The sequence below is a fragment of the Tardiphaga sp. 619_E2_N8_4 genome (genome assembly GCF_051810905.1).
Lineage (GTDB): Bacteria > Pseudomonadota > Alphaproteobacteria > Rhizobiales > Xanthobacteraceae > Tardiphaga > Tardiphaga robiniae.
The window spans coordinates 4867654-4894325 of the sequence record NZ_JBPWQJ010000001.1; the positions used below are offsets into that span (position 1 = coordinate 4867654).

At 60.2% G+C, this 26672-nt stretch carries 23 protein-coding genes; 15 read left to right on the forward strand and 8 right to left on the reverse strand.

Annotation, left to right across the window (positions count from 1 at the left end; genetic code table 11):
• Positions 1-2 precede the first annotated feature (2 nt).
• The 4 genes from AB8A23_RS23420 to AB8A23_RS23435 form a co-directional block, all read right to left on the reverse strand.
• Positions 3-1223 carry an ABC transporter substrate-binding protein gene (locus AB8A23_RS23420; RefSeq protein WP_120291209.1) on the reverse strand — a complete coding sequence of 407 codons (1221 nt, stop codon included), beginning with the start codon at positions 1221-1223 and terminating at the stop codon, positions 3-5.
• Between the two features lie 304 nt (positions 1224-1527).
• Positions 1528-2337, reverse strand: coding sequence for an SDR family NAD(P)-dependent oxidoreductase (locus tag AB8A23_RS23425; protein WP_089267123.1), 810 nt, complete (start codon positions 2335-2337; stop codon positions 1528-1530).
• Positions 2338-2389: 52 nt separating this feature from the next.
• Entirely contained in the window at positions 2390-3178 is a 789-nt protein-coding gene (locus tag AB8A23_RS23430; RefSeq protein ID WP_175367399.1) for an enoyl-CoA hydratase-related protein, read from the reverse strand.
• A 3-nt stretch (positions 3179-3181) separates the two neighbouring features.
• Positions 3182-4042, reverse strand: coding sequence for an alpha/beta fold hydrolase (locus AB8A23_RS23435; RefSeq protein ID WP_439058082.1), 861 nt, complete (start codon positions 4040-4042; stop codon positions 3182-3184).
• Between the two features lie 186 nt (positions 4043-4228).
• On the opposite strand from AB8A23_RS23435, the gene AB8A23_RS23440 reads away from it, so the two are divergent.
• The 3 genes from AB8A23_RS23440 (at position 4229) to AB8A23_RS23450 (ending at position 6793) form a co-directional block, all read left to right on the forward strand.
• Positions 4229-5209, forward strand: a complete 981-nt coding sequence (locus AB8A23_RS23440; protein WP_439058081.1) for an ABC transporter substrate-binding protein — start codon at positions 4229-4231, stop codon at positions 5207-5209.
• A 61-nt stretch (positions 5210-5270) separates the two neighbouring features.
• Positions 5271-6014: an ABC transporter permease gene (locus AB8A23_RS23445; RefSeq protein WP_439058080.1), complete on the forward strand. Its 744-nt coding sequence runs from the start codon at positions 5271-5273 to the stop codon at positions 6012-6014.
• Positions 6011-6793, forward strand: coding sequence for an ABC transporter ATP-binding protein (locus AB8A23_RS23450; protein WP_439058079.1), 783 nt, complete (start codon positions 6011-6013; stop codon positions 6791-6793). The genes AB8A23_RS23445 and AB8A23_RS23450 overlap by 4 nt, the downstream gene beginning before the upstream one ends.
• A 129-nt stretch (positions 6794-6922) precedes the next feature.
• On the opposite strand, the gene AB8A23_RS23455 is transcribed toward AB8A23_RS23450, so the two are convergent.
• Complete coding sequence (locus tag AB8A23_RS23455) at positions 6923-7771, reverse strand: cyclase family protein (RefSeq protein ID WP_170849696.1); 849 nt, start codon at positions 7769-7771, stop codon at positions 6923-6925.
• Positions 7772-8066: 295 nt separating this feature from the next.
• Between AB8A23_RS23455 and pncB the strand changes: the two genes are divergently transcribed.
• Positions 8067-9368: a nicotinate phosphoribosyltransferase gene (pncB, locus tag AB8A23_RS23460; protein WP_093758946.1), complete on the forward strand. Its 1302-nt coding sequence runs from the start codon at positions 8067-8069 to the stop codon at positions 9366-9368.
• 75 nt (positions 9369-9443) lie between these two features.
• Here the strand turns inward: pncB and AB8A23_RS23465 are convergent, their stop codons facing one another.
• A complete protein-coding gene (locus AB8A23_RS23465; protein WP_093759141.1) occupies positions 9444-11606 on the reverse strand; it encodes an acetate--CoA ligase family protein in 2163 nt (720 codons plus the stop codon).
• 187 nt (positions 11607-11793) lie between these two features.
• On the opposite strand from AB8A23_RS23465, the gene AB8A23_RS23470 reads away from it, so the two are divergent.
• The 11 genes from AB8A23_RS23470 (at position 11794) to AB8A23_RS23520 (ending at position 23731) form a co-directional block, all read left to right on the forward strand.
• The gene (locus tag AB8A23_RS23470; RefSeq protein WP_068730533.1) at positions 11794-12525 is read left to right on the forward strand and encodes a GntR family transcriptional regulator; all 732 of its coding nucleotides are present in this window, start codon (positions 11794-11796) and stop codon (positions 12523-12525) included.
• An 85-nt stretch (positions 12526-12610) separates the two neighbouring features.
• Complete coding sequence (gene oxc / locus AB8A23_RS23475) at positions 12611-14350, forward strand: oxalyl-CoA decarboxylase (protein WP_439058078.1); 1740 nt, start codon at positions 12611-12613, stop codon at positions 14348-14350.
• 79 nt (positions 14351-14429) lie between these two features.
• Positions 14430-15707 (forward strand): formyl-CoA transferase, encoded by a 1278-nt coding sequence (gene frc, locus AB8A23_RS23480; protein WP_439058077.1) that lies wholly within the window; start codon positions 14430-14432, stop codon positions 15705-15707.
• Between the two features lie 233 nt (positions 15708-15940).
• The gene (locus AB8A23_RS23485) at positions 15941-16078 is read left to right on the forward strand and encodes a hypothetical protein (RefSeq protein WP_439058076.1); all 138 of its coding nucleotides are present in this window, start codon (positions 15941-15943) and stop codon (positions 16076-16078) included.
• A gap of 498 nt (positions 16079-16576) precedes the next feature.
• Positions 16577-17590 (forward strand): Bug family tripartite tricarboxylate transporter substrate binding protein, encoded by a 1014-nt coding sequence (locus tag AB8A23_RS23490; protein ID WP_439058075.1) that lies wholly within the window; start codon positions 16577-16579, stop codon positions 17588-17590.
• 90 nt (positions 17591-17680) lie between these two features.
• Complete coding sequence (locus AB8A23_RS23495; RefSeq protein ID WP_175367407.1) at positions 17681-18178, forward strand: tripartite tricarboxylate transporter TctB family protein; 498 nt, start codon at positions 17681-17683, stop codon at positions 18176-18178.
• 57 nt (positions 18179-18235) lie between these two features.
• Complete coding sequence (locus AB8A23_RS23500; protein WP_089267113.1) at positions 18236-19741, forward strand: tripartite tricarboxylate transporter permease; 1506 nt, start codon at positions 18236-18238, stop codon at positions 19739-19741.
• 209 nt (positions 19742-19950) lie between these two features.
• Positions 19951-21240, forward strand: coding sequence for an oxalate/formate MFS antiporter (gene oxlT, locus AB8A23_RS23505; protein WP_089267112.1), 1290 nt, complete (start codon positions 19951-19953; stop codon positions 21238-21240).
• Between the two features lie 233 nt (positions 21241-21473).
• The gene (gene oxlT / locus AB8A23_RS23510; protein WP_175367408.1) at positions 21474-22784 is read left to right on the forward strand and encodes an oxalate/formate MFS antiporter; all 1311 of its coding nucleotides are present in this window, start codon (positions 21474-21476) and stop codon (positions 22782-22784) included.
• 277 nt (positions 22785-23061) lie between these two features.
• A complete protein-coding gene (locus tag AB8A23_RS23515; protein ID WP_089267110.1) occupies positions 23062-23493 on the forward strand; it encodes a CBS domain-containing protein in 432 nt (143 codons plus the stop codon).
• Positions 23494-23605: 112 nt separating this feature from the next.
• Positions 23606-23731: a hypothetical protein gene (locus tag AB8A23_RS23520; protein ID WP_439060588.1), complete on the forward strand. Its 126-nt coding sequence runs from the start codon at positions 23606-23608 to the stop codon at positions 23729-23731.
• 39 nt (positions 23732-23770) lie between these two features.
• Here AB8A23_RS23520 and AB8A23_RS23525 read toward each other — a convergent pair whose 3' ends face one another.
• Both AB8A23_RS23525 and AB8A23_RS23530 read right to left on the reverse strand, forming a co-directional pair.
• Complete coding sequence (locus tag AB8A23_RS23525; protein ID WP_439058074.1) at positions 23771-24259, reverse strand: hypothetical protein; 489 nt, start codon at positions 24257-24259, stop codon at positions 23771-23773.
• A 102-nt stretch (positions 24260-24361) separates the two neighbouring features.
• Positions 24362-26635, reverse strand: coding sequence for a xanthine dehydrogenase family protein molybdopterin-binding subunit (locus tag AB8A23_RS23530; protein WP_439060468.1), 2274 nt, complete (start codon positions 26633-26635; stop codon positions 24362-24364).
• Positions 26636-26672: the final 37 nt, after the last annotated feature.

Here is a 26672-nt window from a genome sequence, read left to right on the forward strand (position 1 = left end):
TGTTACTCGGTCGCGGGACGGAGCTTCTTAACTTCGGCGTCGCTGGGCAGCACCGATGCACCATCGACATATTTGAAGTCGGCCATGGTGCCCTTGCCGCCTTCAAGCGCGATCTTGCCCACGTAAGCGCCCATGGTCGCCTGGTGATCGCTGGCGCGATACATGAACGGACCGAACGGGCTGTCGAGCTTCAGACCTTCGAAGGCCGTAATCAGCTTGTCGGTGTCAGTCGAACCTGCCTTGGCGATACCGGCAGCCAGAGAAGTCATCGTGACATAGCCGACGATCGAACCAAGACGCGGATAGTCGTTGTACTTCTTCTGATAGGCCGTCAGGAAAGCCAGGTATTCCGGGGTCTTGATCTTGTCCCAGGGATAGCCGGTGACGATCCAGCCGACCGGCGCTTCTTCCTTCACCGGATCGAGATATTCCGGTTCGCCCGACAGAAGGCTTACGACGGTGCGATCCTTGAACACGCCACGTGTGGTGCCTTCACGGACCAGCTTGGAGAAGTCCGCGCCGAACAGCACGTTGAAGATCGCGTCCGGCTTGGCATCGTCGATGGCCTGCACCACGGCGCCGGCATCGACCTTGCCGAGCGGCGGTGCCTGCTCGGTGACGAATTCGATGTCAGGCTGTTTGGCCTTCATCATTTCCTTGAAGGTCGCGACCGCGGCCTGGCCGTATTCGAAGTTCGGATAGACCAGCGCCCAGCGCTTCTTCTTGGCAGCCAGCGCATCCGGCAGCAGCATTGCGACCTGCATATAGGTCGTGGCACGCAGGCGGAACGTATACTTGTTGCCGTTCTGCCAGGTGATCTTGTCGGTCAGGGGCTCTGCGGCGAGAAAGAACACTTTCTTCTTGCCGGCGAATTCGGTCACCGCGAGACCGATATGCGAGAGGAACGTGCCGGCGATAATGTTGACGCCTTCGCGCGTCACCAGCTCATCAGCCACACGCACTGCATCGCCCGGCGTGGAACCATCATCGCGCGAAATCACTTCAAGCTTCTTGCCGAGCACGCCGCCCTTGGCATTGATCTGTTCGATCGCCAGCTCCCAGCCCTTCTTGTAGGGATCGAGGAACGCGGTCTGTGTCTTGTAGCTGTTGAGCTCACCGATCTTGATCGTGTCCTGCGCGAGAACCGCGTGGCCGAACGACAATGTCAGTGCGCCGGCCATTGTGCCGGCAATCGCGAGTGAGTGAAGGGAACGAGCCGTCATCATGATCGAACTCCGTTGTGATCGACGTTTGCGATAGAAGTGATTCTCGCCGAAGCCTTCGCAAGAAACGGATCAACCGTTCACCCTTGCGTCGCTTGCAGCCCCATGTTTGCAACGCGAATTAGTTTGTACGCAAATAGTCCGGCGCACTCTCTTTGTTGTCAAGACTGGTCTTGGTGCAACATGCCTAGCACACCGCTGAAGTTTTGATCATCCAATGTCAGCAGATTGCGTGCGCAACTGCGGCGTAATTTCGCAGAGCCGCGCGGCGGGTATTCCGCCGCCGCGCGTCCTGTTTTGACGACTACCGATCGCGGAAACGGTCCATCAGCGCCTTGTCCTGACCGCCATCGATTTCGATCATGGTGCCGTTCGCCATCTGCACGAGTGGCGATGCGAGCATGACAACGAGGTTTGCAACTTCCTCGACTTCGGCGATACGGCCGAGCGGGATCGAAGCGGGCGCCAGCTTGTCGGCTTCCTCGTAGGAAATCTTCATGTCGCGCGACATCGCGTTGACGAGGCCGGCCCAGCGCTCGGTACGAACCGGGCCCGGATTGACAGCGCAGAACGAGATGTTGTGACGGCCGTACTGACCTGCGAGCGACAGGGTCATGTTCTGGCCGGCAGCGTTCGCCGCACCCGGTGCGATTTCCCAATAGGATGGCTTGACGCCGTCATTGCCGATCAGATTGACCACGCGGCCACCACCCTGCTTGACCATGATGGGCAGCGCGTAGCGCAGGCAGCGCACATAGCCCATGAATTTGAGCTGCAGCGCCTGTTCCCAGTCGGCTTCGGTGAGCGTCTCGATCACACCGCCCGGCGCCGAACCGGCATTGTTGATCATCAGATCGATGCTGCCGAGTTCCTTGGCGGCCTTCTCGACGAACGCCTTGGCATCCGCATCCTTGGTGAGGTCGGCGGTAATCGCGACCACCGTCACCCCATAGGCGTTGCGGATTTCTTCAGCAGTCTTTTCCAGTGGCTCCATGCGGCGGGCGCAGATGGCGACATTAACGCCCTCCTTTGCCAGCGTCATGGCGATCGCCTTGCCGATACCTTCGCTGCCGCCGGTGACGAGAGCGCATTTGCCTTTGAGTTGGAGATCCATGTGCGTGTCCTTCTGAGGTTGGCGGAAATGAAAACGAAAATTCGTCGGTAGATCAGCTTCCTGTAAAGCGCGGGGGTCGTTTCTCGGCAAAGGCCTTGCGGCCTTCGGCGTAGTCGGCGCTGGCGTCGGCCGCGGCATAGAACTGCTCGGCTTCAGCCAGGAGTTCGGCGTTGTTGGTGCTGAGTGCACGGATCGCAGCCTTGGCCGCCTTGATGGTCAGCGGCGCATTGCCCGCGATCTTCCTTGCAAGCTCGCCGGCCAGCGATTCAATGTCAGCCTTCGGTGCGATGATATGCACAGCGCCCAGCGCATGAGCGCGTATGGCAGGCAGACGATCCGCCGTGAACAAGACTTGCCGCGTCGCACCGGCGCCGAACACGCGGATAAAGCGCGCGATACCGCGCGGATCGTAGCCCAGACCAAGCTTGGCGGCGGGTACTGCGAAGAAGGCATCATCCGCAGCAACGCGCATGTCGCAACTCGCAGCAACGGATGACCCGGCACCCATGCAGCCGCCATAGATCAGGCCGATGGTCGGCTGCGGGATCGCCTCGATCGCCAGACAGGTATTCTCGACCAGATCGTCATAGGCCCGGGCATTGCCCTCGCCTGATCGAGCCGTGGCAAAGTCGGAAATGTCTGCGCCTGCGGAAAACATCAGGTCGCCCTCGCCGCGGATGACCACGACACGGATATCCTTGCGGGTGGCGACGTCGCCGGCAAAGGCGGCGATCTTGTTCCACATCGCCGTGGAGATCGCGTTACGTCGTGCCGGATTGGCCAGACGCAGCGTCGCGATGCCGTCCGCAATATCAATGACGATATCGCCGGGCGTGCTCATCGCTCAGGCCGCCGGCTTGTGCGACATCCAGCGACCGGACTCGGCCGCCGGGAAAAGCTCAGCCAGCGCTGCATTGAATGCCGCCGGCTCTTCGCTGGTGATGGTATGGCCGGCACGCGGCAATACCAGAAGACCTGCTGTCGGCACCGTACGCTTGAGAAAGATGCTGGGATCGAGGCACCAATCGTCCTCGTCGCCAACGATGATCAGCAGTGGCGGCGTGAATTTCTCGAGTTGCGGCTTCATCTCCCACAGCATCGGCCGCTTGGCCTGCAGCTCGCGCATGGTCAGCGCGTGCCCGACCGGAGAATGATTCGCCAGCATGCGCGCAAACTCGGCGAAACCACGCGGGTCCTTGTTCTTGTGCGTCTGACGCGTTGCACCATCGGCATAGCGCGCTGCAGCGGTCGGAAAATCGACCGTCTCGAACATTTTTGCGGTCTCGCGCGAGGCTGCACGGCCCTGCTCCACAAAGGCAGGATCGGGACTGGAGCCGTAACCGCAGCTTGCAGCGGTCACCGACAAACAACGATCCGGATAGTGAATGCCGACATGCAGCGCCGTCGATGCGCCCATGGAATGACCGACGATATGCGCCTTGTCGATCTTCAGTGCATCCATCAGTGCGATGACGTCATCGCGTGCAATATCCTGGCCGTAACGCGCTGGATCGGTCGGTACATCCGATGGCGGATAACCGCGCTGGCTGTAGGTGACGCAACGATAGGAGCGCGAGAAGTAACGAAGCTGCGGCTCCCAGGTGCGGTAATCTCCCGCATACTCATGAACGAAAACCACAGGACTCCCGGTGCCGACTTCCTCATAATAGAGTTGCGTCCCGTCGGCAGTCGTCACGTGCGGCATCGTCGCCTCCTGCAGTCAGAGCAGATTTCATTTGCACACAAACGAAATGCTAGTAGCGTTATTTCATGACTGCAAGAGGATTTAGTGGATTCAATTTTGGCATATCGTTTGCAAACAAACAAATATCGCACCGCCGCATAAACCGATCGAAAAGCCACGCGCCACAACGTTTCTTGAGGAGATGTCATGACCGGACTTTCGCGACGCGCCTTCACAATGGGCACGGCTGCTACGCTGATGAGCACCGCGCTCACAACAAATTCGCAGGCGCAGGCGCCGACAAAAATCCGCGTGGGTAGCCTGACACTTCCCGTCTTCGCGCCGATCATCATCAACATCATGAAGGCGCAGAAGTTCGATACCAAGAACGGTTTCCAGGCCGAAGTTCAGGTCTATCCTTCTTTCTCCTCTTATTATGCGGGCCTCGCCACCGGCGAAATCGACACGCTGATCGGCGGGCCCACCTACTTCCAGAAGCTGCGCCTCGAAGGCGTGCCGCTGCAAATCGTCGCAACAGGTGCCACGCTCGCCGATCTCGTCATCATCACCAAGGACCCGGCCATCAAGTCGCTGGCCGACCTCAAAGGCAAGCAACTCGCCGCCGACATGGGCAGCGGGCAATTCCAGATCCTGTCGATCTACGCGAAATCCAAAAAGATGGACCTCGCGAAGGACATGACATTGGTCAACGCGAACTTTGCTGTAGCGCGTGCGCAGCTTGCCGCCGGCCGCGTCGATGCCGCGATGATCATCGAGCCGATCGCCACCATGATGATGAAGGACGATCCCTCGCTGAAGATCATCTTCAACGCCAATGACGGATGGAAGGAGATTGCGGGCACCACCGGCTGGGAGCTGGTCTATGCCATGCGCGAGGACACCATCAAGAAAGCCCCGGATGCGCCCAAGAAATTCGTCGCGGCGCTGGCGGACGTCACCAAATATCTGCGCAGCGATCCGGATGGTGCTGACAAGATCGCGGTCGAGACCGTGAAGCTGCCGCCTGGCATCTTGAAGGAAGCCGTGCTCGCCAAGCGCTGGGACTTCGACGCCAAGCCAGCCTGGGACGCCACCGAGCGCAAGAGCATCTGGGATACATTCGAGCGCGCCGTCGCCGCCGGCTTCCATCCAAAGCTGCCTGACGAAGCAATCATCTATGCCCCCTGACGAGCCGAGACCTGCCACGCGATTCGAGGAACCGGTCTTCGAAAGGTCACCGCGAAGCCGGATGATCTCCAGCCTGCCGCGCGAGACGATCATATCTATCGTCCTCTTCGCAGCGGTCTGGCAGGTCATGTCCTATCTCGCGCCGTCGCTGGGTATCCCCGCTTTCGCGATCCCGGGCCTCGGCCGCATTGCACAGAGCCTTGCTAAGATCACCCCGCTCGACGTCGCGGTGACGCTCGGCCGTGTGTTGCTGTCACTGGTCGTTTCCTTCGTCATCGGACTGCTGGTGGCGGTGCTGATGTATCTGTCCGAAAGCATCGAGAAATATCTGCGGCCGATGGTGCGGATCCTGATGGCGGTACCGGTCGTCTCCTGGATCCTGTTCGCGGTGCTGTGGTTCAAGGGCGTCGAATTCCGCATCGTCTTCGTGCTGGTTGTGGTCTGCGCACCGGTTTTCACGGTCGACGCCCTCGACAACATGCGCGAGGTGTCGCGTGACCTGAAGCAGATGATCCGCTCATTCAGGCCGACGCCGTTGCAGTTCTTTCACAAGCTGATGCTGCCAGCGATCACGCCGGGGATCATCACGAGCTGGAAGATCACCCTCAGCCTCGCCATACGCGTCGTGACCATCGCTGAACTCGTCGGCGCAGTGACCGGCATCGGGCATCAGCTCTCGGTCGCCCAGGAATTGTTCTCGGTGGCTGACGTGTTTGCCTGGACGCTCGTGCTGGTCGTGCTGCTGTTCTTCCTTGAAGCGTTGCTCGTCAGGCTCGAAACACATGTATTGCGGTGGCGGGCATGACGGCAGCTTCAGCGCCCATCGAGATCGCGCAGTTGCGCAAGGTATTTCGCCAGACCACCTCCGGCCAGTCGATCACGGCCATCGACCAATTGTCGCTGCGGATCGATCCCGGCGAACTCATCGCCATAGTCGGCAAGACCGGCTGCGGAAAGTCAACGCTGTTCGATCTGTTGATCGGCCTCGAACATCCCACCGCCGGCAGCATTACCATCGGCGGAAAAACACCCTATGACGACTTCAACGCTTTCCGCGGCAAGATCGCGACGATCTTCCAGCAGGACCGGCTGTTTCCGTGGCGCTCCGCGCTTGATAACGTCAAGCTCCCGCTCGAACTGATCGGCATCGCCGAAGATGTTCAGCAGGAGCGCGCGATGACATGGCTGAAGCGGCTGGGATTGGAAAAATTCGCGAACGCCTATCCACGTGAACTCTCCGGCGGCATGCGGCAACGCGTGGCCATCGCTCGAGCTTTCGCCGTGCAGCCGGAAATTCTACTGGCGGATGAGTCTTTCAGTGCGCTCGATGAAGTCACCGCCAACGAGCTGCGCAAGACCTTCGTCGATCTGGCACGGGAGTTCAAATCGACCGCGATCCTGATTACGCATCAGCTCGAAGAGGCCATGGCGGTGGGCGACCGCATCGTCGTGTTCGGCAAGTCAGCGGCGCTTTTGGCGGACGTGCGAATGTCGGACTGGGATCGTGCGGACTATCCCCTGCTCCGCGAGGCGATTCAGAATACACTGCAGGCAAACGCGCCAGATGCGAGGCTGAGGCGCTAGACAACGATCCACCGACCTCTCCACGTCATGCCCGGGCGTGTCCCGGGCATCCACGACTTGGCCGCTAGTCCAGACGGACGGGGATGGCCAGGACGAGCCACGGCCATGACGGTGTGGACCTAAACTACATCACCCCATGATCGCCTTCGCCGCGTTCCCCATGGCTTCCACCGAGGCATCGCCCGTATCCGTGAAGCACAGGATACGACACGGACATGACTCAAGCCCATCATAGCGCCACGGGAATGCGCCGATCAGGCAACGCTGGTTCAGCATTAGCTCGATGTCGCCGCCGATATTCTCGGCATGCAACAAGCCTTCCTGGAACGCGTAATTGTGGAACGGAAACATGTCGGCAGTCACGTGGCGGCCCGAGAGCTTGTGATTATACTCAAACGTGCCGAAGAATTCCGCCGGCGTCTTGCCGTGCTTCTTGGTGAACTGCGCAGCGATGTCCGGCCGCATGTTGCGGATCGAGGTGTTCATCGAGTGATCGCAGGAGCCGGTGTCCATGCCGAACCACTTGATCTTCTTCTCCAGCATCCAGTGCAGCGTGTCGAGGTTCGGACCGGGGTGATAGCAGAAGTACTTCACCAGATCCTGCTGCGCCTGGCCTTCGTAATATTTATGCCAGCCGGTGTGCAGGATCAGAATGTCACCTTCGCGAATATCCGCGCCGGACTTCTCAAGCATCTCAGGCGTGATCACCGCCCAGTCGTGCATCTGGCTGGAGATATCGACGACAACGCCGCGATTGAACAGGTAGTCCAGCGGCAGCGAGGCCATGTCGCCCTTGCGCCCGTCGGTGGCATGCATCGCGCCGTCGAAATGGGTGCCGGCATGCAGCGCCGTCTCGATCCGCTGCGCCACGATCATCTGCGTCTGCAGGTTCTGCGCATAATACATCTTGTTGCCGGCATAGCCGACCCAGCCGGGCGTGTGGATGTTCATGACGTGGGAGAGATCGACGACTTTCATGGTGCTGTCCTTCATCGTTTCGGGGCGCCCACCGGCAGGTGGAAATCGTAAGCATGCAAACAATTCTGCGCAATGCCCGCAGATGCAGGATCAGGGCCAAAAACAGATGGACAAACGCTGGGCTGCCACGACAATCCTCGATTGTGAAAGCGCCGTTCAGCGCTTGCGTTGACATCGATAAACCCGGCGGATACGCCAATTTAATGAACTGCTGCAAAGACAGCGTCAGCGATGCGGCCACTGCCGTTTCGGTGCAGGTGCCACGATCAGGCACGTTACCAGGAGTGGCGTTGCCATGATGGATTTCGCCACCCGGGTCCACAATCACAACTACCGGCTTGATCCGATCATCCGGTCGCTGCTGGACACCGACTTCTACAAATTCCTGATGCATCAATTCATCTGGATGCTTTATCCGAAGGTGCCTGTGACCTTCGGCCTGATCAATCGGACCAAAACCGTCCGCCTTGCCGAGATCATTCCGGAAGCGGTGCTGCGCGCGCAGCTCGATCATGCCCGCACGCTTTCATTCCGCGAGAACGAACTGATCTGGCTGGCCGGCAACCGCTTCTATGGCCGTCGCGACATCTTCCGTCCTGAATACATCGAATATCTGCGCAGCTTCAGGTTGCCTGACTACAAGCTTGAGACCATCGATGGTCAATATGTCCTCACCTTCGAAGGTGACTGGGCTGAAGTCACGATGTGGGAGATCTACGCCCTCGCCATCGTCAGCGAGCTGCGATCGCGGATCGCCATGGCCACGCTGGACAAGTTCGAGCTGGATATTCTCTACGCCCAGACCAAGACCAAGATCTGGAACAAGATCAAGAAGCTGAAATCCTATCCGGACATGCGGCTCGCGGAATTCGGCACCCGTCGCCGCCACGGCTTCCTGTGGCAAGAATGGGTGACGGACGCGATGGCCAACGAGCTTGGCCGCAGCTTCGTCGGAACGTCGAACGCCCTGCTCGCTTTCAAGCATTCATTCGAGGCCATCGGCACCAATTCGCACGAACTGCCGATGGTGTTCGCCTGTCTCGCCGAAAACGACGAACAGCTGAAGACCGCGCAATATGACGTGCTGGCGAAATGGCAGGAGGTCTATGACGGCGAATTGCTGATCATTCTGCCCGATACGTTCGGCATGACGCAGTTCCTGCGCGACGCACCGCCCTGGGCCTCACAATGGACCGGCATGCGCATGGACAGCAAGGAGCCGGTTGCGGCGGGCGAAGAGATGATCGCCTGGTACGCGATGCGTGGCGAGGATCCGCGCAAGAAGCGCGCGATGTTCAGCGACGGTCTCGAAGTCGATCTGATGATCGATCTGCATCAGCGTTTCCGTGGGCGCATCCGCGAGAGCTTCGGCTGGGGCACCATGGCCACCAACGACTTCCGCGGCGCGCATCCGCGCGGGCTCGATTCACTCGACCCGATCAGCCTGGTCTGCAAGGTCACCTATGCCAACGGCCGCTCGGCCGTGAAGCTGTCGGACAATCCGGCCAAGACCACCGGCAGCAGCCCTGCGGAGATCGAACGCTATCTGCGCATCTTCGGCCGCGAGGGCGTCGCCGAGCAGCCGGTGATCGTCTAGCCAGAACCGCAAACGCAAAAAGCGCCGCCCGGTTTCCCGGACGGCGCTTTGTTTTTGTGTATAGGTCGAAGCTGCTTACAGCAGGCCCGCTCCGCGTGCCCACTTGTACTTGGCACCAAGCACCTCGACCGGGAGTTCGGTCGAATAAGCGTAAGCCGGAATGCCGTTCTGGTAGAGATATTCGGCGGCTTCCTCGACTTCCACGTCGCCCGCAAGCGAAGCCACCATCGGCTTCTCGATGCCCTTGGCCTTCATCTCGTTCTTGATCTCGACCATGTTGCGCGCGAACACCATCGGCGGCGTCACGATCGTGTGCCAGTAGCCGAGGATCAGCGAGTGGATGCGATCATCGGTGAGACCCAGCTTCACGGTGTTGACGTAAGTGATCGGCGGTTCGCCACCGGTGATGTCGACCGGGTTGCCGGCGGCACCGAACGGCGGAATGAACTTGCGGAACGCCGCATCCAGATCCGGCGGCATCGCCATCAGCGACATGCCGTTATCGACCACCGCATCCGACAGCAGCACGCCCGACCCACCGGCACCGGTGATAATCAGCACGTTCTCGCCCTTCGGCGTCGGCAGCACGGGAATGCCACGAGCGAATTCGAGCAGCTGGCGCAGCGAGCGGGCGCGAATGACCCCCGACTGCTTCAGCACGTCCTCATAGATCTTGTCGTTGCCGGCAAGTGCGCCGGTATGCGACGAGGCCGCCTTGGCGCCGGCCGAGGTGCGGCCGGCCTTCAGGACGACAACCGGCTTGATCTTGGAGACGCGCTTGGCGGCTTCGGCGAAGGCACGGCCATCCTTCAGATCCTCGCAGTGCTGCGCGATGATCGTGGTGTTGGGATCCTGCTCGAAGAAGGCGAGCAGATCGTCCTCGTCGATATCCGACTTGTTGCCGAGACCGACGATCGCCGACACGCCCATCTTGGCAGAGCGCGAGAAGCCAATGATCGCCATACCGATGCCGCCGGACTGCGACGACAATGCCGCCGAACCCTTCACGTCATAGGCCGTACAGAAAGTCGCGCAGAGATTGGCCGGCGTATAATAGAAGCCATAGATATTCGGCCCCATCAGACGGACGTCATATTTCTTGCCGATTTCGACGATCTCTTCCTGCAATGCAGGCTCGTTGGCTTCGGCAAAGCCCGACGGGATCAGCACCGCGCCCGGAATTTTCTTCTCGCCGCATTCGATCAGCGCGCCGGCCACGAACTTGGCAGGAATCGCGAATACCGCGGTGTCGATCACGCCCGGAACATCCTTGACGCTCTTATAGGCCTTGCGGCCCATGATCTCTTCGGCCTTCGGATGGATCGGGTAGATGTCGCCCTTGTAGCCGCCGTTGATGAGGTTCTTCATCACCGAATTACCGATCTTGCCATCTTCGGCGGAAGCGCCGATCACAGCGACGGCCTTCGGCATCATGATGCGGTTCATCGCCGTGACGATTTCGGCGTTGGAGCGCGGCGCGGGGCGCGGTTTGTAGTCGAAGTCGACGACGATGCGCACGTCGGCGGCAATGGCGTCTTTCTTGGTGGCGAAGACCGGGTTGAGATCGAGTTCGACCATTTCCGGGAAATCGCTGACGAGCTGCGATACCTTGACGATGATGTCAGCCAGCGCCTCGCGGTTGGCGGGATCGCCGCCGCGTACGCCATGCAGCATCTCGGCGGCCTGAATGCCATCGAGCATCGACAGCGCGTCATCATTGGTCGCGGGCGCGAGACGGAAAGTGACGTCCTTCAGCACTTCGACGAGCACGCCGCCGAGGCCGAAGGCCACCAGCTTGCCGAACGAACCATCGGTGATCGAACCGATGATCACTTCGGTGCCGCCCATCAGCATCTGCTGAACCTGGATACCTTCTATCTTGGCATCGGCCTTGTACTTCTTGGCATTGGCCAGAATGGTGTCGTAAGCTTTCTGCGCGTCTTCGGCGGTCTTGACGCCGACAATGACACCGCCCGCTTCAGTCTTGTGGAGAATGTCCGGCGAGACGATCTTCATCACGACCGGGAAGCCCATGCCGCTTGCCATCTTGGCAGCGTCAGCGGCTGAGGTGGCCACGCCTTCTTTCGGCACGGGAATGCCGTATGCGTCACACACAAGCTTGCCCTCGGGGGCGGTCAGGCTGGTGCGCTTGTCGGCTTTGACCGCATCGAGAACTTTGCGGACGGCCTGTTTCGCCGATGGTGTTGCTTCTTTGACGGCAAGATTCGATTGGGACATGGCTTCCTCCTTCACGTCTTTTCCAATAGACGGATTGATGGCATTTGGTATGCCAGAAACTTGATTGTCAAGGCGCGTTGCAGCGCAAAATTGCTGAAATAGCTGTCATCTTGACATGCTGGCATCTGGTATGCCAAAAATTCTTGACGTTATTTCTGTGGTAGGACATCTCGACTGGAGATGATTCATGCCCACGCGAAAACAAACCAAGGCGCCGTCCGTCATGTCTGAAGCCGATATCGCGATCGTTCGGATTGCACCGGAGACCAGCTTCAAGACCAAGGCCTATGAAGCCTTGAAAGAAGCCATTCTTAAGATGGACATCTACACCTCGCCCGATCCGGTGATGCTTGACGAGCGTGCATTGTCGGAACGACTCGGTGTCAGCCGCACGCCTATCCGCGAAGCCATTGCGATGTTGGAGCAGGATGGCTTCGTAAAGACTGTGCCACGCCGCGGCATCGTCGTTGTCAGAAAGACCAAGGTCGAGATCGTCGACATGATCCGCGCCTGGGCGGCGCTGGAAAGCATGGCCGCGCGTCTGATCACGACCACCGCACGCAAAAAAGATATCTCGGCGCTGCGCGACTTCTTCAAGGACTTCAACAAGGACCGTCTGCCACAGGACCACGTTGAGGAATATTCGAAAGCGAATATCGCTTTCCACCAGGCACTGATCTCGCTCAGCGAGTCGCCAGTGCTGGTCGATATGACCAACGATATTCTACTGCATGTGCGTGGCTATCGTCAGCTGACGATCGGACGCACGGACCGTACCGCGACGTCCCTGCCCGAACATCTGGCCATCATCGAAGCGCTTGAGGAGCGCAACACCGAGCTCGCGGAAAAGCGCGCGCGCGATCACACGCTCGGTCTGGCTTCTTATGTTGAAGCCCACGGCCAGGAATTGTTTACGTAAGCGCCGTCTCGCGACGGTTCACCACTCCGCACCACGTCCAATTGAGCAACGACCAACAGTCACAAGAAAAGTCAGGGAGAGCGGGATGTCCGCAGTAGTCCAGAGCATCGATACCAACGCAGCCGCCGAGCAGGAATTGACCGATGGCTTCCATCTGATCATCGATGCACTCAAGCTCAATGGCCTCAACACGATCTATGGCGTGCCGGGCATTCCGATTACCGACTTCGGCCGCATGGCGCAGGCCGAGGGGATCCGGGTGCTGTCGTTCCGTCACGAACAGGCCGCCGGCTATGCCGCATCGATCGCCGGCTATCTCACCAAGAAGCCTGGCGTCTGTTTGACCGTGTCGGCACCCGGCTTCCTCAACGGCCTTACGGCGCTGGCCCATGCTACCACCAACTGCTTCCCGATGATCCTGATCTCCGGCTCGTCCGAGCGTGAGATCGTCGATCTGCAGCAGGGCGACTACGAGGAAATGGATCAGCTCGCGATCGCCAAGCCGCTGTGTAAGGCCGCGTTCCGCGTGCTGCACGCGGCCGACATCGGCATCGGCCTCGCCCGCGCGATCCGCGCTGCAGTGTCCGGCCGTCCGGGCGGCGTCTATCTCGATCTGCCCGCCAAACTGTTCGGTCAGGTGATGAATGCCGATGCGGGCAAGAAATCGCTGGTGAAGGTGATCGACGCCGCGCCGGCGCAGATCCCTGCCACGGATTCGATCAAGCGCGCACTCGAGGTGCTGAAATCGGCGAAGAAGCCGCTGATCATTCTCGGCAAAGGCGCCGCTTATGCGCAGGCTGACGATGCCGTGAAGGCGCTGGTCGAAACCTCCGGCATTCCGTTCCTGCCCATGAGCATGGCCAAGGGCCTTCTGCCCGACACCCATCCGCAGTGTGCGGGTGCTGCACGTTCGACGGTCCTGAAAGACAGCGACGTCGTCATGCTGATCGGCGCACGCCTGAATTGGCTGCTGTCGCACGGCAAGGGCAAGGCCTGGGGCAGCGCACCTAAGAAGTTCATCCAGATCGATATCGAGCCGAAGGAAATGGATTCCAACGTCGAGATCGTCGCGCCCGTCGTTGGCGATATCGGCTCCTGCGTCACTGCCCTGCTCGATGGCATGGGCAAAAGCTGGCAGAAGGCATCGTCCGACTGGACATCAGCAGTCACCACGAAGCGCGACGAGAACGTCGCGAAGATGGCGCCGAAGCTGATGAACAACAACTCGCCGATGGATTACCACGGCGCGCTTGGTGTTCTGCGCACCATCATCGCCGAACGTCCCGACGCGATGCTCGTCAACGAAGGCGCCAACACGCTCGACCTCGCCCGCGGCATCGTCGACATGTATCAGCCGCGCAAGCGCATCGATGTCGGCACCTGGGGCATCATGGGCATCGGCATGGGTTATTGCATCGCTGCGGCCGTCGAGACCGGCAAGCCCGTGCTCGCGATCGAAGGCGACAGCGCCTTCGGTTTCTCCGGCATGGAGGTGGAGACGATCTGCCGCTACAATCTGCCGGTCTGCATCGTTGTCTTCAATAATGACGGTATCTATCGCGGCACCGACGTCAATCCGACCGGCGGTTCCGACGTGGCACCGACGGTCTTCGTCAAGGGCTCGCGCTACGACAAGATGATGGAAGCCTTCGGCGGCATCGGCGTGAACGCGACCTCGCCCGACGAACTCAAGCGCGCCGTCAATGCGGCGATGGATTCCGGCAAGCCGACGCTCATCAATGCGGTGATCGATCCGGCGGCCGGCAGCGAGAGCGGCCGTATCGGCAACCTCAATCCACAAAGCGTGCTCAGCAAGAAGAAATAACACATCAGGCGGGGTCGCGAGACCCCGTCTCCTTTTCTCATATGCCGAGGCGGCAAAACTAGTTTACGGGAGCAAAACAATGACACAGGCGCTCAAAGGCGTTCGCATTCTGGACTTCACCCACGTTCAATCTGGCCCGACCTGCACGCAGTTGCTGGCATGGTTCGGCGCCGATGTGATCAAGGTCGAACGGCCCGGCGTTGGCGACATCACCCGCGGCCAATTGCAGGACGTGCCGAATGTGGACAGCCTGTATTTTACCATGCTGAACCACAACAAGCGCTCGATCACCCTCGACACCAAGAACCCGAAGGGCAAGGAAGTGCTCACCGCGCTGATGAAAGAGTGCGATGTTCTCGTCGAGAACTTCGGACCGGGCGTACTCGACCGCATGGGCTTCCCGTTCGAAAAGATTCAGCAGATCAACCCGAAGATGATCGTCGCCTCGATCAAGGGGTTTGGTCCTGGTCCCTATGAGGACTGCAAGGTCTATGAGAACGTCGCGCAGTGCACCGGCGGCGCAGCTTCCACCACCGGCTTCCGCGACGGCCTGCCGCTCGTCACCGGCGCACAGATCGGCGATAGCGGCACTGGCTTGCATCTCGCACTCGGCATCGTCACCGCGCTGTATCAGCGCACGCAGACCGGCAAGGGCCAGAAGGTCACCGCCGCGATGCAGGACGGCGTGCTGAATCTCGCGCGCGTCAAGCTGCGCGATCAGCAGCGCCTCGCCCATGGCCCGCTCAAGGAATACAGCCAGTTCGGCGAAGGCATTCCGTTCGGCGATGCCGTGCCGCGTGCCGGCAACGACAGCGGCGGTGGCCAGCCCGGTCGCATCCTGAAGTGCAAGGGCTGGGAAACCGACCCGAACGCTTACATCTACTTCATCACTCAGGCGCCGGTGTGGGAGAAGATCTGCGACGTGATCGGCGAACCGACCTGGAAGACCGACCCGGCCTATGCCAAGCCGGCGGTGCGCCTGCCCAAGCTCAACGCGATCTTCGCGCGCATCGAACAGTGGACGATGACCAAGACCAAGTTCGAGGCGATGGAAATCCTCAACAAGGATGACATCCCCTGCGGCCCGATCCTGTCCATGAAGGAACTGGCCGAAGACCAGTCGCTCCGCGCCACCGGCACCGTGGTCGAGGTCGATCACCCCGAGCGCGGCAAGTATCTGTCGGTTGGTAATCCGATTAAGCTATCGGAAAGCCCTACCGAAGTGACCCGCTCGCCCCTGCTCGGCGAACATACCGACGAAATCCTCAAGCAGGTGCTGGGCTTCAGCGATCATCAGGTGACCGAAATCCACGACTCCGGCGCACTCGATCCGCCGCGGAAGGTTGCCGCTGAGTAATTTCGCCAGTTATTTCAGATAATTACATGCGAAAGGCCGCCGATTGGCGGCCTTTTTCATTTACGGTGGTCAACGCGGAACTTTAATAAGAAAATCAAATCGATCTATATCGCACTGCAAAATTCTCATGCTGCCATGCAAACAAGACAATTGTCCTTGGCATCTGGTATACGTAAATTGATCCCAGATGACGAGCCGCCAAGACGGGGCGGCCTCCAGCAAAGGATCAAATCATGTCGAAGACTGCTTCTCTCGACCTCGCGACATCCACCAGCTTCTTCGCTCGCTTCATGGCCTCGCTCGATCGCGCGCTGATGGCCGGCGCACGCATCTCGGCCCGCAACGGCGACCTGCCCCGCTTCGGCCTGTAAGGCTGCGACGTCACTACTTTTGCGCGGCCAGCCCGCGCAAAATTCTCTGCGTTCCTCCCGACGACTGGCCCCGGATTTCCGGGGCCGTTTTTTTGTTTGTGTAGTTGCATCGCAGCGACGTCTCGCGTTCCCTGCGACATTTCAGCCTCCCCGGCTTTTAACGGCTCTAATCGCTTGCCGCTTGGCATATCGCATACCAAAATGCGCGAACGGTAATGCTTCACGTCTGAATAGAAAGCATACCTGGGGAGGACAAAGGCTGCGCTGCCTTCGCGGGCAAGCAATGCCGTATGCGCAATGACAGAGCGATCCAGACCCACTCATCCTTTTTGCAGGCGAGCCGCTTCGATGCTCGACAGTCTGACGTGCGCATATGGCGCATGCAAGGGCGCGTTTGAACACCTGCAGTCAGGACATTCGAAGGAAGACCCGACCACGCACTGACGATTTCAAAGTCGACGAACGATCGACGCTATCAAAACGAATGGGAGAGAAACAATGAAACGCCTTGGTTCATGTCTCACGCTGGCCGCCGCTGTATCCATTCTCTGCCTGGGAGCGTCTCTCCCGGCATCTGCTGCATGGGAGCCGACGCGCCCCGTCGAATTGATCGTTCCCGCAGGCACCGGCGGCGGCGCCGATCAGATGGCGCGCACCATTCAGGGCATCATCACCAAGCACAGTCTGATGAAACAGCCGCTTGTCGTCATCAACAAGTCGGGAGGCGCGGGCGGTGAAGGTTTCCTCGACGTGAAGTCGGCGAACAACAATCCGCACAAGATCATCATCACGTTGTCGAACCTGTTCACGACACCGCTCGCCACCGGCATTCCCTTCAACTGGAAGGATCTCACGCCGGTCGCGATGCTGGCACTCGACGAGTTCGTACTGTGGGTGAATGCCGACAAGCCCTACAAGACCGTGAAGGACTATATCGACGCCGTGAAGGCCGCACCAGCCGGCACGATCAAGATGGGCGGCACGGGCTCGAAGCAGGAAGACCAGATCATCACGGTCGCAGTCGAGAAAGCGATCGGCAGCAAGTTCACTTACATCCCTTACAAGGGCGGCGGTGAAGTCGCAGTGCAGCTCGTTGGTCAGCACGTCGACTCAACCGTGAACAATCCGATCGAGGCAGTCGCGCAGTGGCGCGGCGGCAAGGTGCGTCCGCTCTGCGTCTTCGACAGCAAGCCGATGGCCTATGACGAGCAGGTCGCCGACGGCAAGGGCTGGAAGGACATTCCGACCTGCAAGTCACAGGGGCTCGACATCGAATATGTGATGCTGCGCGGCATCTTCATGGGGCCGAAAGCGACGAAGGATCAGATCGATTATTATGTCGAACTGTTCAAGAAGGTCCGCGCGACGCCCGAGTGGCAGGACCTGATGAAGAGCGGCGCCTTCAACACGACCTTCATGACCGGCGGTGAATATGCCAGCTGGGTTGGCACCGAAGAGAAGCGCCACGAGACGCTGATGAAGGAAGCCGGCTTCCTCGCGCAAGGCAACTGACGCAGGCGCCATGACGCCGGACCTGATCGCACATCAGGTCCGGCACATGCAACACGCTGATCGACGCTGACCTCTCACACAGAGTTGTCCATGACCACGCAGCAATCTCACAACGTAGGCCCGTCCCACAAATCCGTCGAAGCCGGCGTCACCACCGTCATCGGCCTGTTCGGCGCCATCGTCGTCTATGGCAGCGTCAAGGCCGGCATCAACTGGGGCGCAGAGGGACCGAAAGCCGGATTCTTTCCGTTCTATATCGGGCTGTTCATCATCATCTCCAGCCTCGTCAATATCTGGAACACGCTGCGCGAGGACGACGGCAGCCTTTTCGCCGAATGGGGCCAGTTGCGCCAGGTTTTCAGCGTCGTCATTCCCACCGGCATCTATGTCGGCGTCTTGCCGTTCATCGGACTCTACGTGTCCTCGATGATTTTCATCGCATGGTTCATGCGCTGGCTTGGCAAATATGAGTGGCCGATCATCGCCGCGATCTCTCTCGGCATGCCTGTCGTCACCTACCTGATCTTCGAACGCTGGTTTCTCGTGCCGCTCCCCAAAGGACCGCTTGAGGATCTGCTCGGTCTCTGATTTCCGCGATCTTTAATTCCGTTGCGTCTGCCGGTCTCTTTCTGAGGACTACTCGAAATGGAAGAAATTGCTAATCTGTTTCAGGGCTTTGCGGTCGCGCTGCAGCCATTCAACATCGCGGTGATGGTGCTCGGCATCGTGCTGGGCGTCATCATCGGCGTGCTGCCCGGCCTTGGCGGCGCCAATGGCGTTGCAATCCTGCTGCCCCTCACCTTCAGCATGCCGCCGACATCGGCCATCATCATGCTGTCCTGCATCTATTGGGGCGCATTGTTCGGAGGTGCGATCACCTCGATCCTGTTCAACATCCCCGGAGAGCCATGGTCGGTGGCCACGACATTCGACGGCTATCCGATGGCGCAGCAGGGCAAGGCTGCCGAAGCACTAACCGCCGCCTTCACCTCCTCTTTCGTTGGCGCACTGTTCGCCGTCGTCATGATCACCTTGGTCGCGCCGCTGGTCGCAGGCTTCGCCTTACGATTCGGACCCGCGGAGAAGTTCGCGGTCTATTTCCTGGCGTTCTGCAGTTTCGTCGGGCTGAGTAAGGAGCCACCTTTCAAGACCATTGCGGCGATGATGATCGGTTTTGCCCTCGCCGCGGTCGGCCTCGATTCCATTACCGGACAACTGCGACTCACGTTTGGCTCGACCGAACTTCTCAATGGCTTCGACTTCCTGATCGCAGTCATCGGCCTGTTCGGCCTTGGCGAAATCTTCCTCACCATGGAGGAAGGCCTGCGCTTCCAGGGCGGCAAGGCGAAGATCGATCTTCGCGTCGTGCTCCGTACCTGGATGAGCTTGCCGCAATACTGGATGACGTCACTGCGCTCCTGCGTGATCGGTTGCTGGATGGGTGTCACGCCCGCAGGTGCGACACCGGCATCGTTCATGAGTTACGGGATCGCCAAGCGCGTCTCCAAGAACGGCAACAATTTCGGCAAGGGCGAGATCGAAGGCGTCATCGCTCCGGAAACGGCCGCGCATGCCGCCGGTACCGCAGCCCTGCTTCCGATGCTCTCGCTCGGCGTCCCCGGTTCGCCAACTGCCGCTGTGCTTCTTGGTGGTCTGCTGATCTGGGGCCTGCAGCCCGGCCCGATGCTATTCGTCGAGCAGAAGGAGTTCGTCTGGGGCCTGATCGCCTCGATGTATCTCGGCAATCTCGTCGGCCTGATCATCGTGCTGACCTGCGTACCGATCTTCGCAGCGATCCTGCGGGTTCCATTCAGCATCATTGCACCGCTCATTCTGGTGCTCTGTGCGATCGGAGCCTATTCCGTCCACAACTCGACCTTCGACGTGGTGATGATGCTGGTATTCGGAATCATCGGTTACGCACTGAAGAAGTGTAACTATCCCCTCGCCCCGCTGGTGCTCGCCATCGTACTTGGCGACAAGGCCGAGGAAGCCTTCCGTCAGTCGCTGCTGGGGTCGCAGGGATCGCTTGGGATCTTCTTCTCGAACACACTGGTCAGCAGCATCATGATCCTCGGCCTGATCGCGCTGTTCTGGTCGGTGATCCAGAACGGCTTCACCCGGCTGCGTACTCGCACTGCAGCAGCGTAAGTAACGATACAGATAACTGTTCAAACCCAAAAGCCGGCGGTCTGGACCGCCGGCTTTGTGCTGTCTTGTAGTATCGCAGTACAGCATTCAGTCATGCGAAACTTGCAGCGGCAAATTGGCAAGATTTCGCTTGTTAGTTGGCATATCATATACCAAACTATCCTTCGCAGCTGTCGAGCTCTCAATAGAACAGCGCTTTAGGAGGAACTATGACTGATGCAGTTCACGGGGTGGCACCAGCTGCCGCACGTGTCAGCGATGCCTACCGCTGGACACAACTTGCCATCGGCGTTGGCGCGATGGTGATGATCGCCAACTATCAATACGGCTGGACGTTCTTCGTCCCCGACATCCAGAAGAAGTTCGGCTGGGATCGTGCGTCGATCCAGTGGGCCTTCACCCTCTTCGTTCTGTTCGAGACCTGGCTGGTGCCGGTCGAAGGATGGTTCGTCGATAAATACGGCCCGAAGCTCGTCGTCCTTATCGGCGGCATCCTCTGCGGCATCGGCTGGGCGATCAATGCACAGGCGGAAACGCTCAACGGCTTCTATCTCGGCATGATCGTTGCGGGCATCGGCGCTGGCGGCGTCTACGGCACCTGCGTCGGCAATGCGCTGAAGTGGTTTCCTGACAAGCGCGGCCTCGCGGCTGGCATCACCGCCGCAGGCTTTGGTGCCGGCTCCGCCCTCACGGTCGCGCCGATCCAGGCCATGATCCAGGATTCCGGCTTCCAGACCGCATTTCTGTATTTCGGTCTCGGACAAGGCATCATCATCGTGATCCTCTCCTTCTTCCTGTTCGCGCCAAAGGCTGGACAGGTACCGGCGGTCACGCAGAACGCCAACGTTATCCAGACCCGCCGCAACTACGCGCCGACAGAAGTCATCCGCCATCCGATCTTCTGGCTGATGTACTTCATGTTCGTGATCGTCGGTGCCGGCGGCCTGATGGTGACGGCCAACCTGAAGCCGATTGCGGCCGACTGGAAGATCGACAACGTACCCGTCACGCTGATGGCCATGACGATGACGGCGGTCACCTTCGCAGCCACCATCGACCGCGTACTCAACGGCCTGACACGTCCGTTCTTCGGCTGGATCTCCGACATGATCGGCCGCGAGAACACGATGTTCATCGCCTTCGGCATGGAAGGCGTCGGCATCTGGGCGCTGTATATGTGGGGTCACGATCCGCTGTGGTTCGTGCTGTTGTCGGGCTTCGTGTTCTTCGCCTGGGGTGAGATCTATTCGCTCTTCCCATCGACCTGCACCGACACCTTCGGCTCCAAGTTCGCAACGACCAATGCCGGCCTGCTCTATACGGCAAAGGGGACGGCAGCACTTCTGGTGCCGGTCGCGAACTATATGCAGCAGTCGTCGGGCACGTGGGACAGCGTGTTCCTGATCGCCGCCGGTGCCAATATCCTGGCATCACTGCTCGCGATCGCGGTGCTGAAGCCTTGGCGTAAGGTCGTCGTCAGCAAGGCGCTGGCGACCTAAAAAACGCAAAAAGCCTCAAGAAAACAACGCGCTCAGCCCTGGCTGGGCGCGTTTTGCGTGGGCGATGCGCTGCTCGCCAAGGCGTGATCGCCTTCACGCAACAATCGGCCAAGACCACCTTGCATCGTGGAATATAATATACCAGTCTCCGACCAAGCGACGCCTGCGGCAATACGCCACAACCTTAGCGACACCACGCCGCAAGGGAAAAAGCGCGCATCGGAGGAAACACGATGGCTCAGCCAGACTTCACCACCGCGTCCAACCCACCCGGCAGCTTCCGCTGGATTCAACTCGTGATGGGCATCGTCTGCATGGCGATGATCGCCAATCTGCAATACGGATGGACGCTGTTCGTCGATCCCATCGACGCCAAGTATCACTGGGGTCGCGCCGCGATCCAGCTCGCCTTCACGCTGTTCGTCGTCGTCGAAACCTGGCTGGTGCCGGTCGAAGCGTGGTTCGTCGACAAATACGGTCCCCGCGTCGTCATCATGTTCGGCGGAGCCATGATCAGCCTCGCCTGGGTGCTGAACTCCTATGCGGACTCACTGGTGATGCTTTACGCCGGCGCCGTCGTCGGCGGCATCGGCGCCGGTTCGGTCTACGGCACCTGCGTCGGCAATGCTCTGAAGTGGTTTCCCGATCGCCGCGGCCTCGCTGCGGGCGCCACGGCGGCAGGCTTCGGCGCTGGCGCTGCGATCACCGTCGTGCCGATTGCGCATATGATAGCCGAGAGCGGCTATCAGCACGCCTTCTTCACCTTCGGCATCGGCCAGGGCGTGATCGTGTTCATGCTCGCCTTCTTCATGCGTCCGCCTGGGCAGGCCGTGCCGGTGACGAGGAAACAACTCAATCTGCCGCAGACAAAGACGGATTTCACGCCGCCGCAAGTGCTGCGCAGCCCGATCTTCTGGGTCATGTATCTTGTCTTCGTGATGGTCGCCGCCGGTGGCTTGATGACCGCAGCGCAGATCGCGCCCATCGCCCACGACTACAATATTGCGAATTCTCCGGTGACACTGGCCGGCTTCCAGATGGCAGCACTGACCTTCGCCATCTCGCTCGATCGCATCTTCGACGGGTTCGGCCGCCCGCTCTTCGGCTGGTTGTCCGATCAGATCGGTCGTGAACACACCATGTTCATCGCCTTCGGCACCGCCGCGCTGATGCTGCTGACGCTGTCGGCCTATGGCCACAACCCACTCGTCTTCGTACTGGCGACGGCGGTCTATTTCGGCGTCTTCGGTGAGATCTACAGTCTGTTTCCGGCGACGTCAGGCGATACGTTCGGCGCCAAATACGCCGCGACGAATAACGGCATGCTCTACACCGCAAAGGGCACGGCGGCATTGTTGGTACCACTCGCGAGCCTGATCGCAGCGAGCTATGGATGGCAGGCCGTGTTTGTGATCGCCGTTGCGCTCAATGCCACGGCTGCGTTGCTCGCTTTGTTCGTTATCAAGCCGATGCGACGTGCATTCATTCTGGGGAGCGAGCCTGCCGTACCGGAAGCCGCGGCGCACAGCGCCAAGACCGCCTGATCGATCGAAGCTTGTTCAAGATTTAAGGGGCGCACGCGAGCGCGCCCCTTTTTTCATGCCCAACTGGCATGCCAGACCTCCCACTGGATTCGCTGGTGCGATAGAAGCACGGCGAAAAACACACGCCACGCAGCAATAAACGTCAGAAACACTGACTTTCTTTCTTGACCACCGGGCTTCGATATCCTCGTTTCCGCGTTGACAACTGGCATACCGTATACCAATCTTGCGCCTACAAGATCGATCCTCAGCCGATCAGCCAAGGGAGGTTATTGCCATGCAAGTCGGAGATATCCTGCGTAGGAAGAGCACCCGTATCGCCACTGTCCGCATGAACGAGACCGTCGCCATCGCGGCGCAGTTGCTTCGGACGGGCAATATCAGCGCACTGGTCGTGAAGGACGTGTGCCGCACCGAGGGCAACACCGCGGTCGGCATGTTCTCGGAACGCGACGTGGTGCGCGCGATCGCCGAACACGGCGCCGCCGGCGTCAATCGCAAGGTCTCGGATATGATCTCGGTCCAGGAATTGATTTCCTGCCACTCGACCGACACGCTCGAACATGTGCGACACCTGATGAACAAGCATCACATTCGGCACGTCCCGGTCATCGACGATCACACGCTGATCGGTGTGATCAGCATCCGCGACATCAGCAGGGCGCTCGACCATGAGGATGCGCCGCAAGCGCATGCAGCGGTCGCCTGAGGCCTAGCCTCAAGCTCACTTCGCGTTTCATACCGGTATCGACACGGACCGCCAGCGGTCCGTGATGCCAGTTCTTTTGCCTTGTCCGCGCCCGTTGCCTTGGTGACATTTCATGAAGATCTGCATCTACGGCGCCGGCGCCATCGGAAATGGGCGCCTCACCGGCATCCCGACGCCCGCGATCGATTCCATTCTGGCACTCGTCGCCCAGCGCGCCAAGGTTGCCGGGCTGTACTGAAAGGGCTTCAGAACAGGCGAGCCGCCCGAGAGGCGACAGCTAGATTCGTACCATGGCGATCGAGACATTGCGGATGTCGCCCTGCGAGACGATCGACACCGACTGCTTGTTGCCTGTCGTCGTGAGCGTGAGATTTGCCGAAAACATCGGCGACTCCACCGCAACCGCGATCCGGCCACCACTGGCACGGCCCTGCAGGCTGCCGCTGATGCCGCGCGACGTCTCGCTCCAGTTGCCTGACACGCGCCCACCCTCGCTGACGACATCGCTACTGAGTTCGAATTTGTAACTGTCGCTGGCGCAACGCAGCGATTGCTGCAGCGCGTTGTCGCTGGCGGACACGCGATAGCTGGCGCGGCAGCGCAGCCGCTCCTTCAAACCGTCGGCGAGCATGATGGTGCCCGAACCCGACCAGGCGCCCGACAATCCGGCGAATGGCGCCGACTGCGCGAGCACCGGCGTCGCTGCCAAGAGGTGGCACGCCGCCAGACCCGCCATCACTGCGAAAGTTTTATGCGAAGTCACCATGGGATACTTCCTTTCGAACGACGCCGGTCGCGTCACGTGATATGTCCCGGCACGAGGCCGATGGTTCATTTTCACGCCCGCTAGCCAGCGGGCGATCGACTTTCAGTCGCCCAGCAGTTTGTCCGGCGTCAGGGGCAGATCGCGGACGCGTTTTCCGGTCGCGTTGAACACCGCATTGGCGATGGCGGCGGCAACACCGGCGATGCCGATCTCGCCGATCCCGCGCGCGCCCATCGGCGTGCGAGGGTCCGGAATGTCGGTCCACAACACATCGATCTCCGGCACGTCGAGATGCACGGGCACGTGATAGTCCGTCATTGACGCACTCATGATCCGCCCGTTGCGTTTGTCGAGTAGCGTCTCTTCGGTGAGCGCCATACCAAGCCCCATGATCATGCCGCCGCGAAACTGGCTGGTCGCCGTCTTGGGATTGAGGATGCGGCCGCAATCGAACGCTCCAACAAGACGGGTGACCCGGACCTCGCCGGTCACCTCGCTAACGCGGAGTTCACAAAAGATGGCCGATCGGCTGTGCATGGAGAATTTCAGGATTTCGAGCGGTGCCCCGCTCTCTCCCATCGCGCTGATCTCGCTGCGCGACGCGCGCTCGAGGATCGACGCGAAGCTCTCGTAGCGCGATGGCTCGCCGACCTTGCGCAGGCCGTGATTGGCGAATTCGATCTCGTTCGCCCGCAATCCCGCCAGCGGCGTGTCGTTACCAGCCAGCCGCAGCAGATCTCCGGCCAGTTTCACGCTGGCCGCGTTGATCGCAGCGCCGAGCGAAGCTGTCTGCGATGAGCCGCCCGCAAAGCTGCCGAAAGGCAGATCGGTGTCGCCAATCCGCACGGTGACGTGATCGAGCGGCAAACCGAGACGATCCGCAGCATGCTGTCGCTGCACCGTCGCAGTGCCCATGCCCATCTCATGCGCGGCACTCGACACCGTGGCGTGGCCATTGCTGTCGATCGTGATCCGCGCCGACATGCCGGGCATGCGCACATAGGGGAAAGAGCCGGTGGCACAGCCCATGCCGATCAGCCATTCGCCGTCCTGATGCGACTTTGGTGTCGCCGCGCGGCGATCCCAACCAAACTTTTTCGCGCCGAGCTCATAGGCCAGCGTCAGGTCACTTTGGGAATGCGGCGCACCGCTGACCGGATCGGTATCGCCGATATTGCGCAGCCTCAATGCAATCGGATCGATGCCGAGATCATGCGCGAGCTCGTCCATCGCGCTCTCGATGGCAAAGGTACCGACCGCCTCGCCGGGCGCGCGCATGAATGTGTTGGCCAGCAGATCGAGATCGAGCGTGTGCTGCACGATATCGTAGCTCTCCGATTCATAAAGCGAGCGGCCTGACAGGGTGAAGGCCTCGTCGCAGACGCTATGCGGGGGTTTGACGGAAAAACCTTGATGCAACAGTGCCTTCAGCTTTCCGGTCGCATCGGCGGCCAGCGCCACGCGCTGCTCGGTCTGGCTCCGGCCGCCGATCAATCGATGCATGCTGGCACGCGACAATGCGATCCGCACCGGCCGGCCGGCGAGTTTCGATGCTGCAGCACCCAGGATCTGGTGATCCCACAGCGCCTTGCCACCGAAAGCGCCGCCGACGAAGGGGGAGCTGACAAATACCTGCGTATCCTTGATGCCGAACACTTTTGCGAGCGAACCCGCGGTGCCATTGAGCATCTGCGTCGCGTCATGCACGATCAGGCGGTCGCCTTGCCAGGTAATCGTCGCGGCATTGGGCTCGATCGGATTGTGATTGTGCCAAGGCGTTCGATAGACTGCGTCAACACTGCCCGCGGCGTTTCGAAATGCCGCGACCGTATCGCCGCGCTTCAATCGGTTGCGCTCGATCATCAGCGAGTCGGGCGTGGTCGCGTCAGCCTTAGCATCCTCGAACCGAGTGCGTGCGGCAGCTTGCTCGTAACGAACCACAATAAGCGACGCCGCATAATTCGCCTGCTCCTGGGTCTCGGCCAGCACCAGCGCCACCGTCTGCCCATTCCAGCGGATCTCTGCGTCCTGCATGATCAGGAGAATGTTGTTGCCCGCGGCCTTGAGGTTGGTCATGCCGATCGGCGGCGGCAGCGCCAGTTTCGGCGCATTGCGATGGGTCATCACCAACACCACGCCCGGTGCGGCTTCCGCGGCAGCAAGATCGAGTTCGGTGATCTTGCCGCGCGCGATGGTCGAATGCACGCAGGCCGCATAGACCAGCCCGTCCATTCGCACTTCCGCAGCAAAGCGTGCAACGCCCTGCACTTTGTCGGGACCATCGACCCGCGACTGCTGCGTGCCGAGGGTAACGCGCTTATCGATCAGCGGATCGCGCGTGCCACCCGGCAGCCAGCTCGATGGCACATAGCCCATCGCCGTGCGAACACCACCGACGATCGCATTTTGCAGC

Bases quoted from the DNA above. Each gene is read 5' to 3' on its own strand.
- AB8A23_RS23420 (WP_120291209.1), bottom strand. From the start codon at position 1,223: ATGACGGCTCGTTCCCTTCACTCACTCGCGATTGCCGGCACAATGGCC.
- AB8A23_RS23425 (WP_089267123.1), bottom strand. From the start codon at position 2,337: ATGGATCTCCAACTCAAAGGCAAATGCGCTCTCGTCACCGGCGGCAGC.
- AB8A23_RS23430 (WP_175367399.1), bottom strand. From the start codon at position 3,178: ATGAGCACGCCCGGCGATATCGTCATTGATATTGCGGACGGCATCGCG.
- AB8A23_RS23435 (WP_439058082.1), bottom strand. From the start codon at position 4,042: ATGCCGCACGTGACGACTGCCGACGGGACGCAACTCTATTATGAGGAA.
- AB8A23_RS23440 (WP_439058081.1), top strand. From the start codon at position 4,229: ATGACCGGACTTTCGCGACGCGCCTTCACAATGGGCACGGCTGCTACG.
- AB8A23_RS23445 (WP_439058080.1), top strand. From the start codon at position 5,271: ATGATCTCCAGCCTGCCGCGCGAGACGATCATATCTATCGTCCTCTTC.
- AB8A23_RS23450 (WP_439058079.1), top strand. From the start codon at position 6,011: ATGACGGCAGCTTCAGCGCCCATCGAGATCGCGCAGTTGCGCAAGGTA.
- AB8A23_RS23455 (WP_170849696.1), bottom strand. From the start codon at position 7,771: ATGAAAGTCGTCGATCTCTCCCACGTCATGAACATCCACACGCCCGGC.
- pncB (WP_093758946.1), top strand. From the start codon at position 8,067: ATGATGGATTTCGCCACCCGGGTCCACAATCACAACTACCGGCTTGAT.
- AB8A23_RS23465 (WP_093759141.1), bottom strand. From the start codon at position 11,606: ATGTCCCAATCGAATCTTGCCGTCAAAGAAGCAACACCATCGGCGAAA.
- AB8A23_RS23470 (WP_068730533.1), top strand. From the start codon at position 11,794: ATGCCCACGCGAAAACAAACCAAGGCGCCGTCCGTCATGTCTGAAGCC.
- oxc (WP_439058078.1), top strand. From the start codon at position 12,611: ATGTCCGCAGTAGTCCAGAGCATCGATACCAACGCAGCCGCCGAGCAG.
- frc (WP_439058077.1), top strand. From the start codon at position 14,430: ATGACACAGGCGCTCAAAGGCGTTCGCATTCTGGACTTCACCCACGTT.
- AB8A23_RS23485 (WP_439058076.1), top strand. From the start codon at position 15,941: ATGTCGAAGACTGCTTCTCTCGACCTCGCGACATCCACCAGCTTCTTC.
- AB8A23_RS23490 (WP_439058075.1), top strand. From the start codon at position 16,577: ATGAAACGCCTTGGTTCATGTCTCACGCTGGCCGCCGCTGTATCCATT.
- AB8A23_RS23495 (WP_175367407.1), top strand. From the start codon at position 17,681: ATGACCACGCAGCAATCTCACAACGTAGGCCCGTCCCACAAATCCGTC.
- AB8A23_RS23500 (WP_089267113.1), top strand. From the start codon at position 18,236: ATGGAAGAAATTGCTAATCTGTTTCAGGGCTTTGCGGTCGCGCTGCAG.
- oxlT (WP_089267112.1), top strand. From the start codon at position 19,951: ATGACTGATGCAGTTCACGGGGTGGCACCAGCTGCCGCACGTGTCAGC.
- oxlT (WP_175367408.1), top strand. From the start codon at position 21,474: ATGGCTCAGCCAGACTTCACCACCGCGTCCAACCCACCCGGCAGCTTC.
- AB8A23_RS23515 (WP_089267110.1), top strand. From the start codon at position 23,062: ATGCAAGTCGGAGATATCCTGCGTAGGAAGAGCACCCGTATCGCCACT.
- AB8A23_RS23520 (WP_439060588.1), top strand. From the start codon at position 23,606: ATGAAGATCTGCATCTACGGCGCCGGCGCCATCGGAAATGGGCGCCTC.
- AB8A23_RS23525 (WP_439058074.1), bottom strand. From the start codon at position 24,259: ATGGTGACTTCGCATAAAACTTTCGCAGTGATGGCGGGTCTGGCGGCG.
- AB8A23_RS23530 (WP_439060468.1), bottom strand. From the start codon at position 26,635: ATGGGCTATGTGCCATCGAGCTGGCTGCCGGGTGGCACGCGCGATCCG.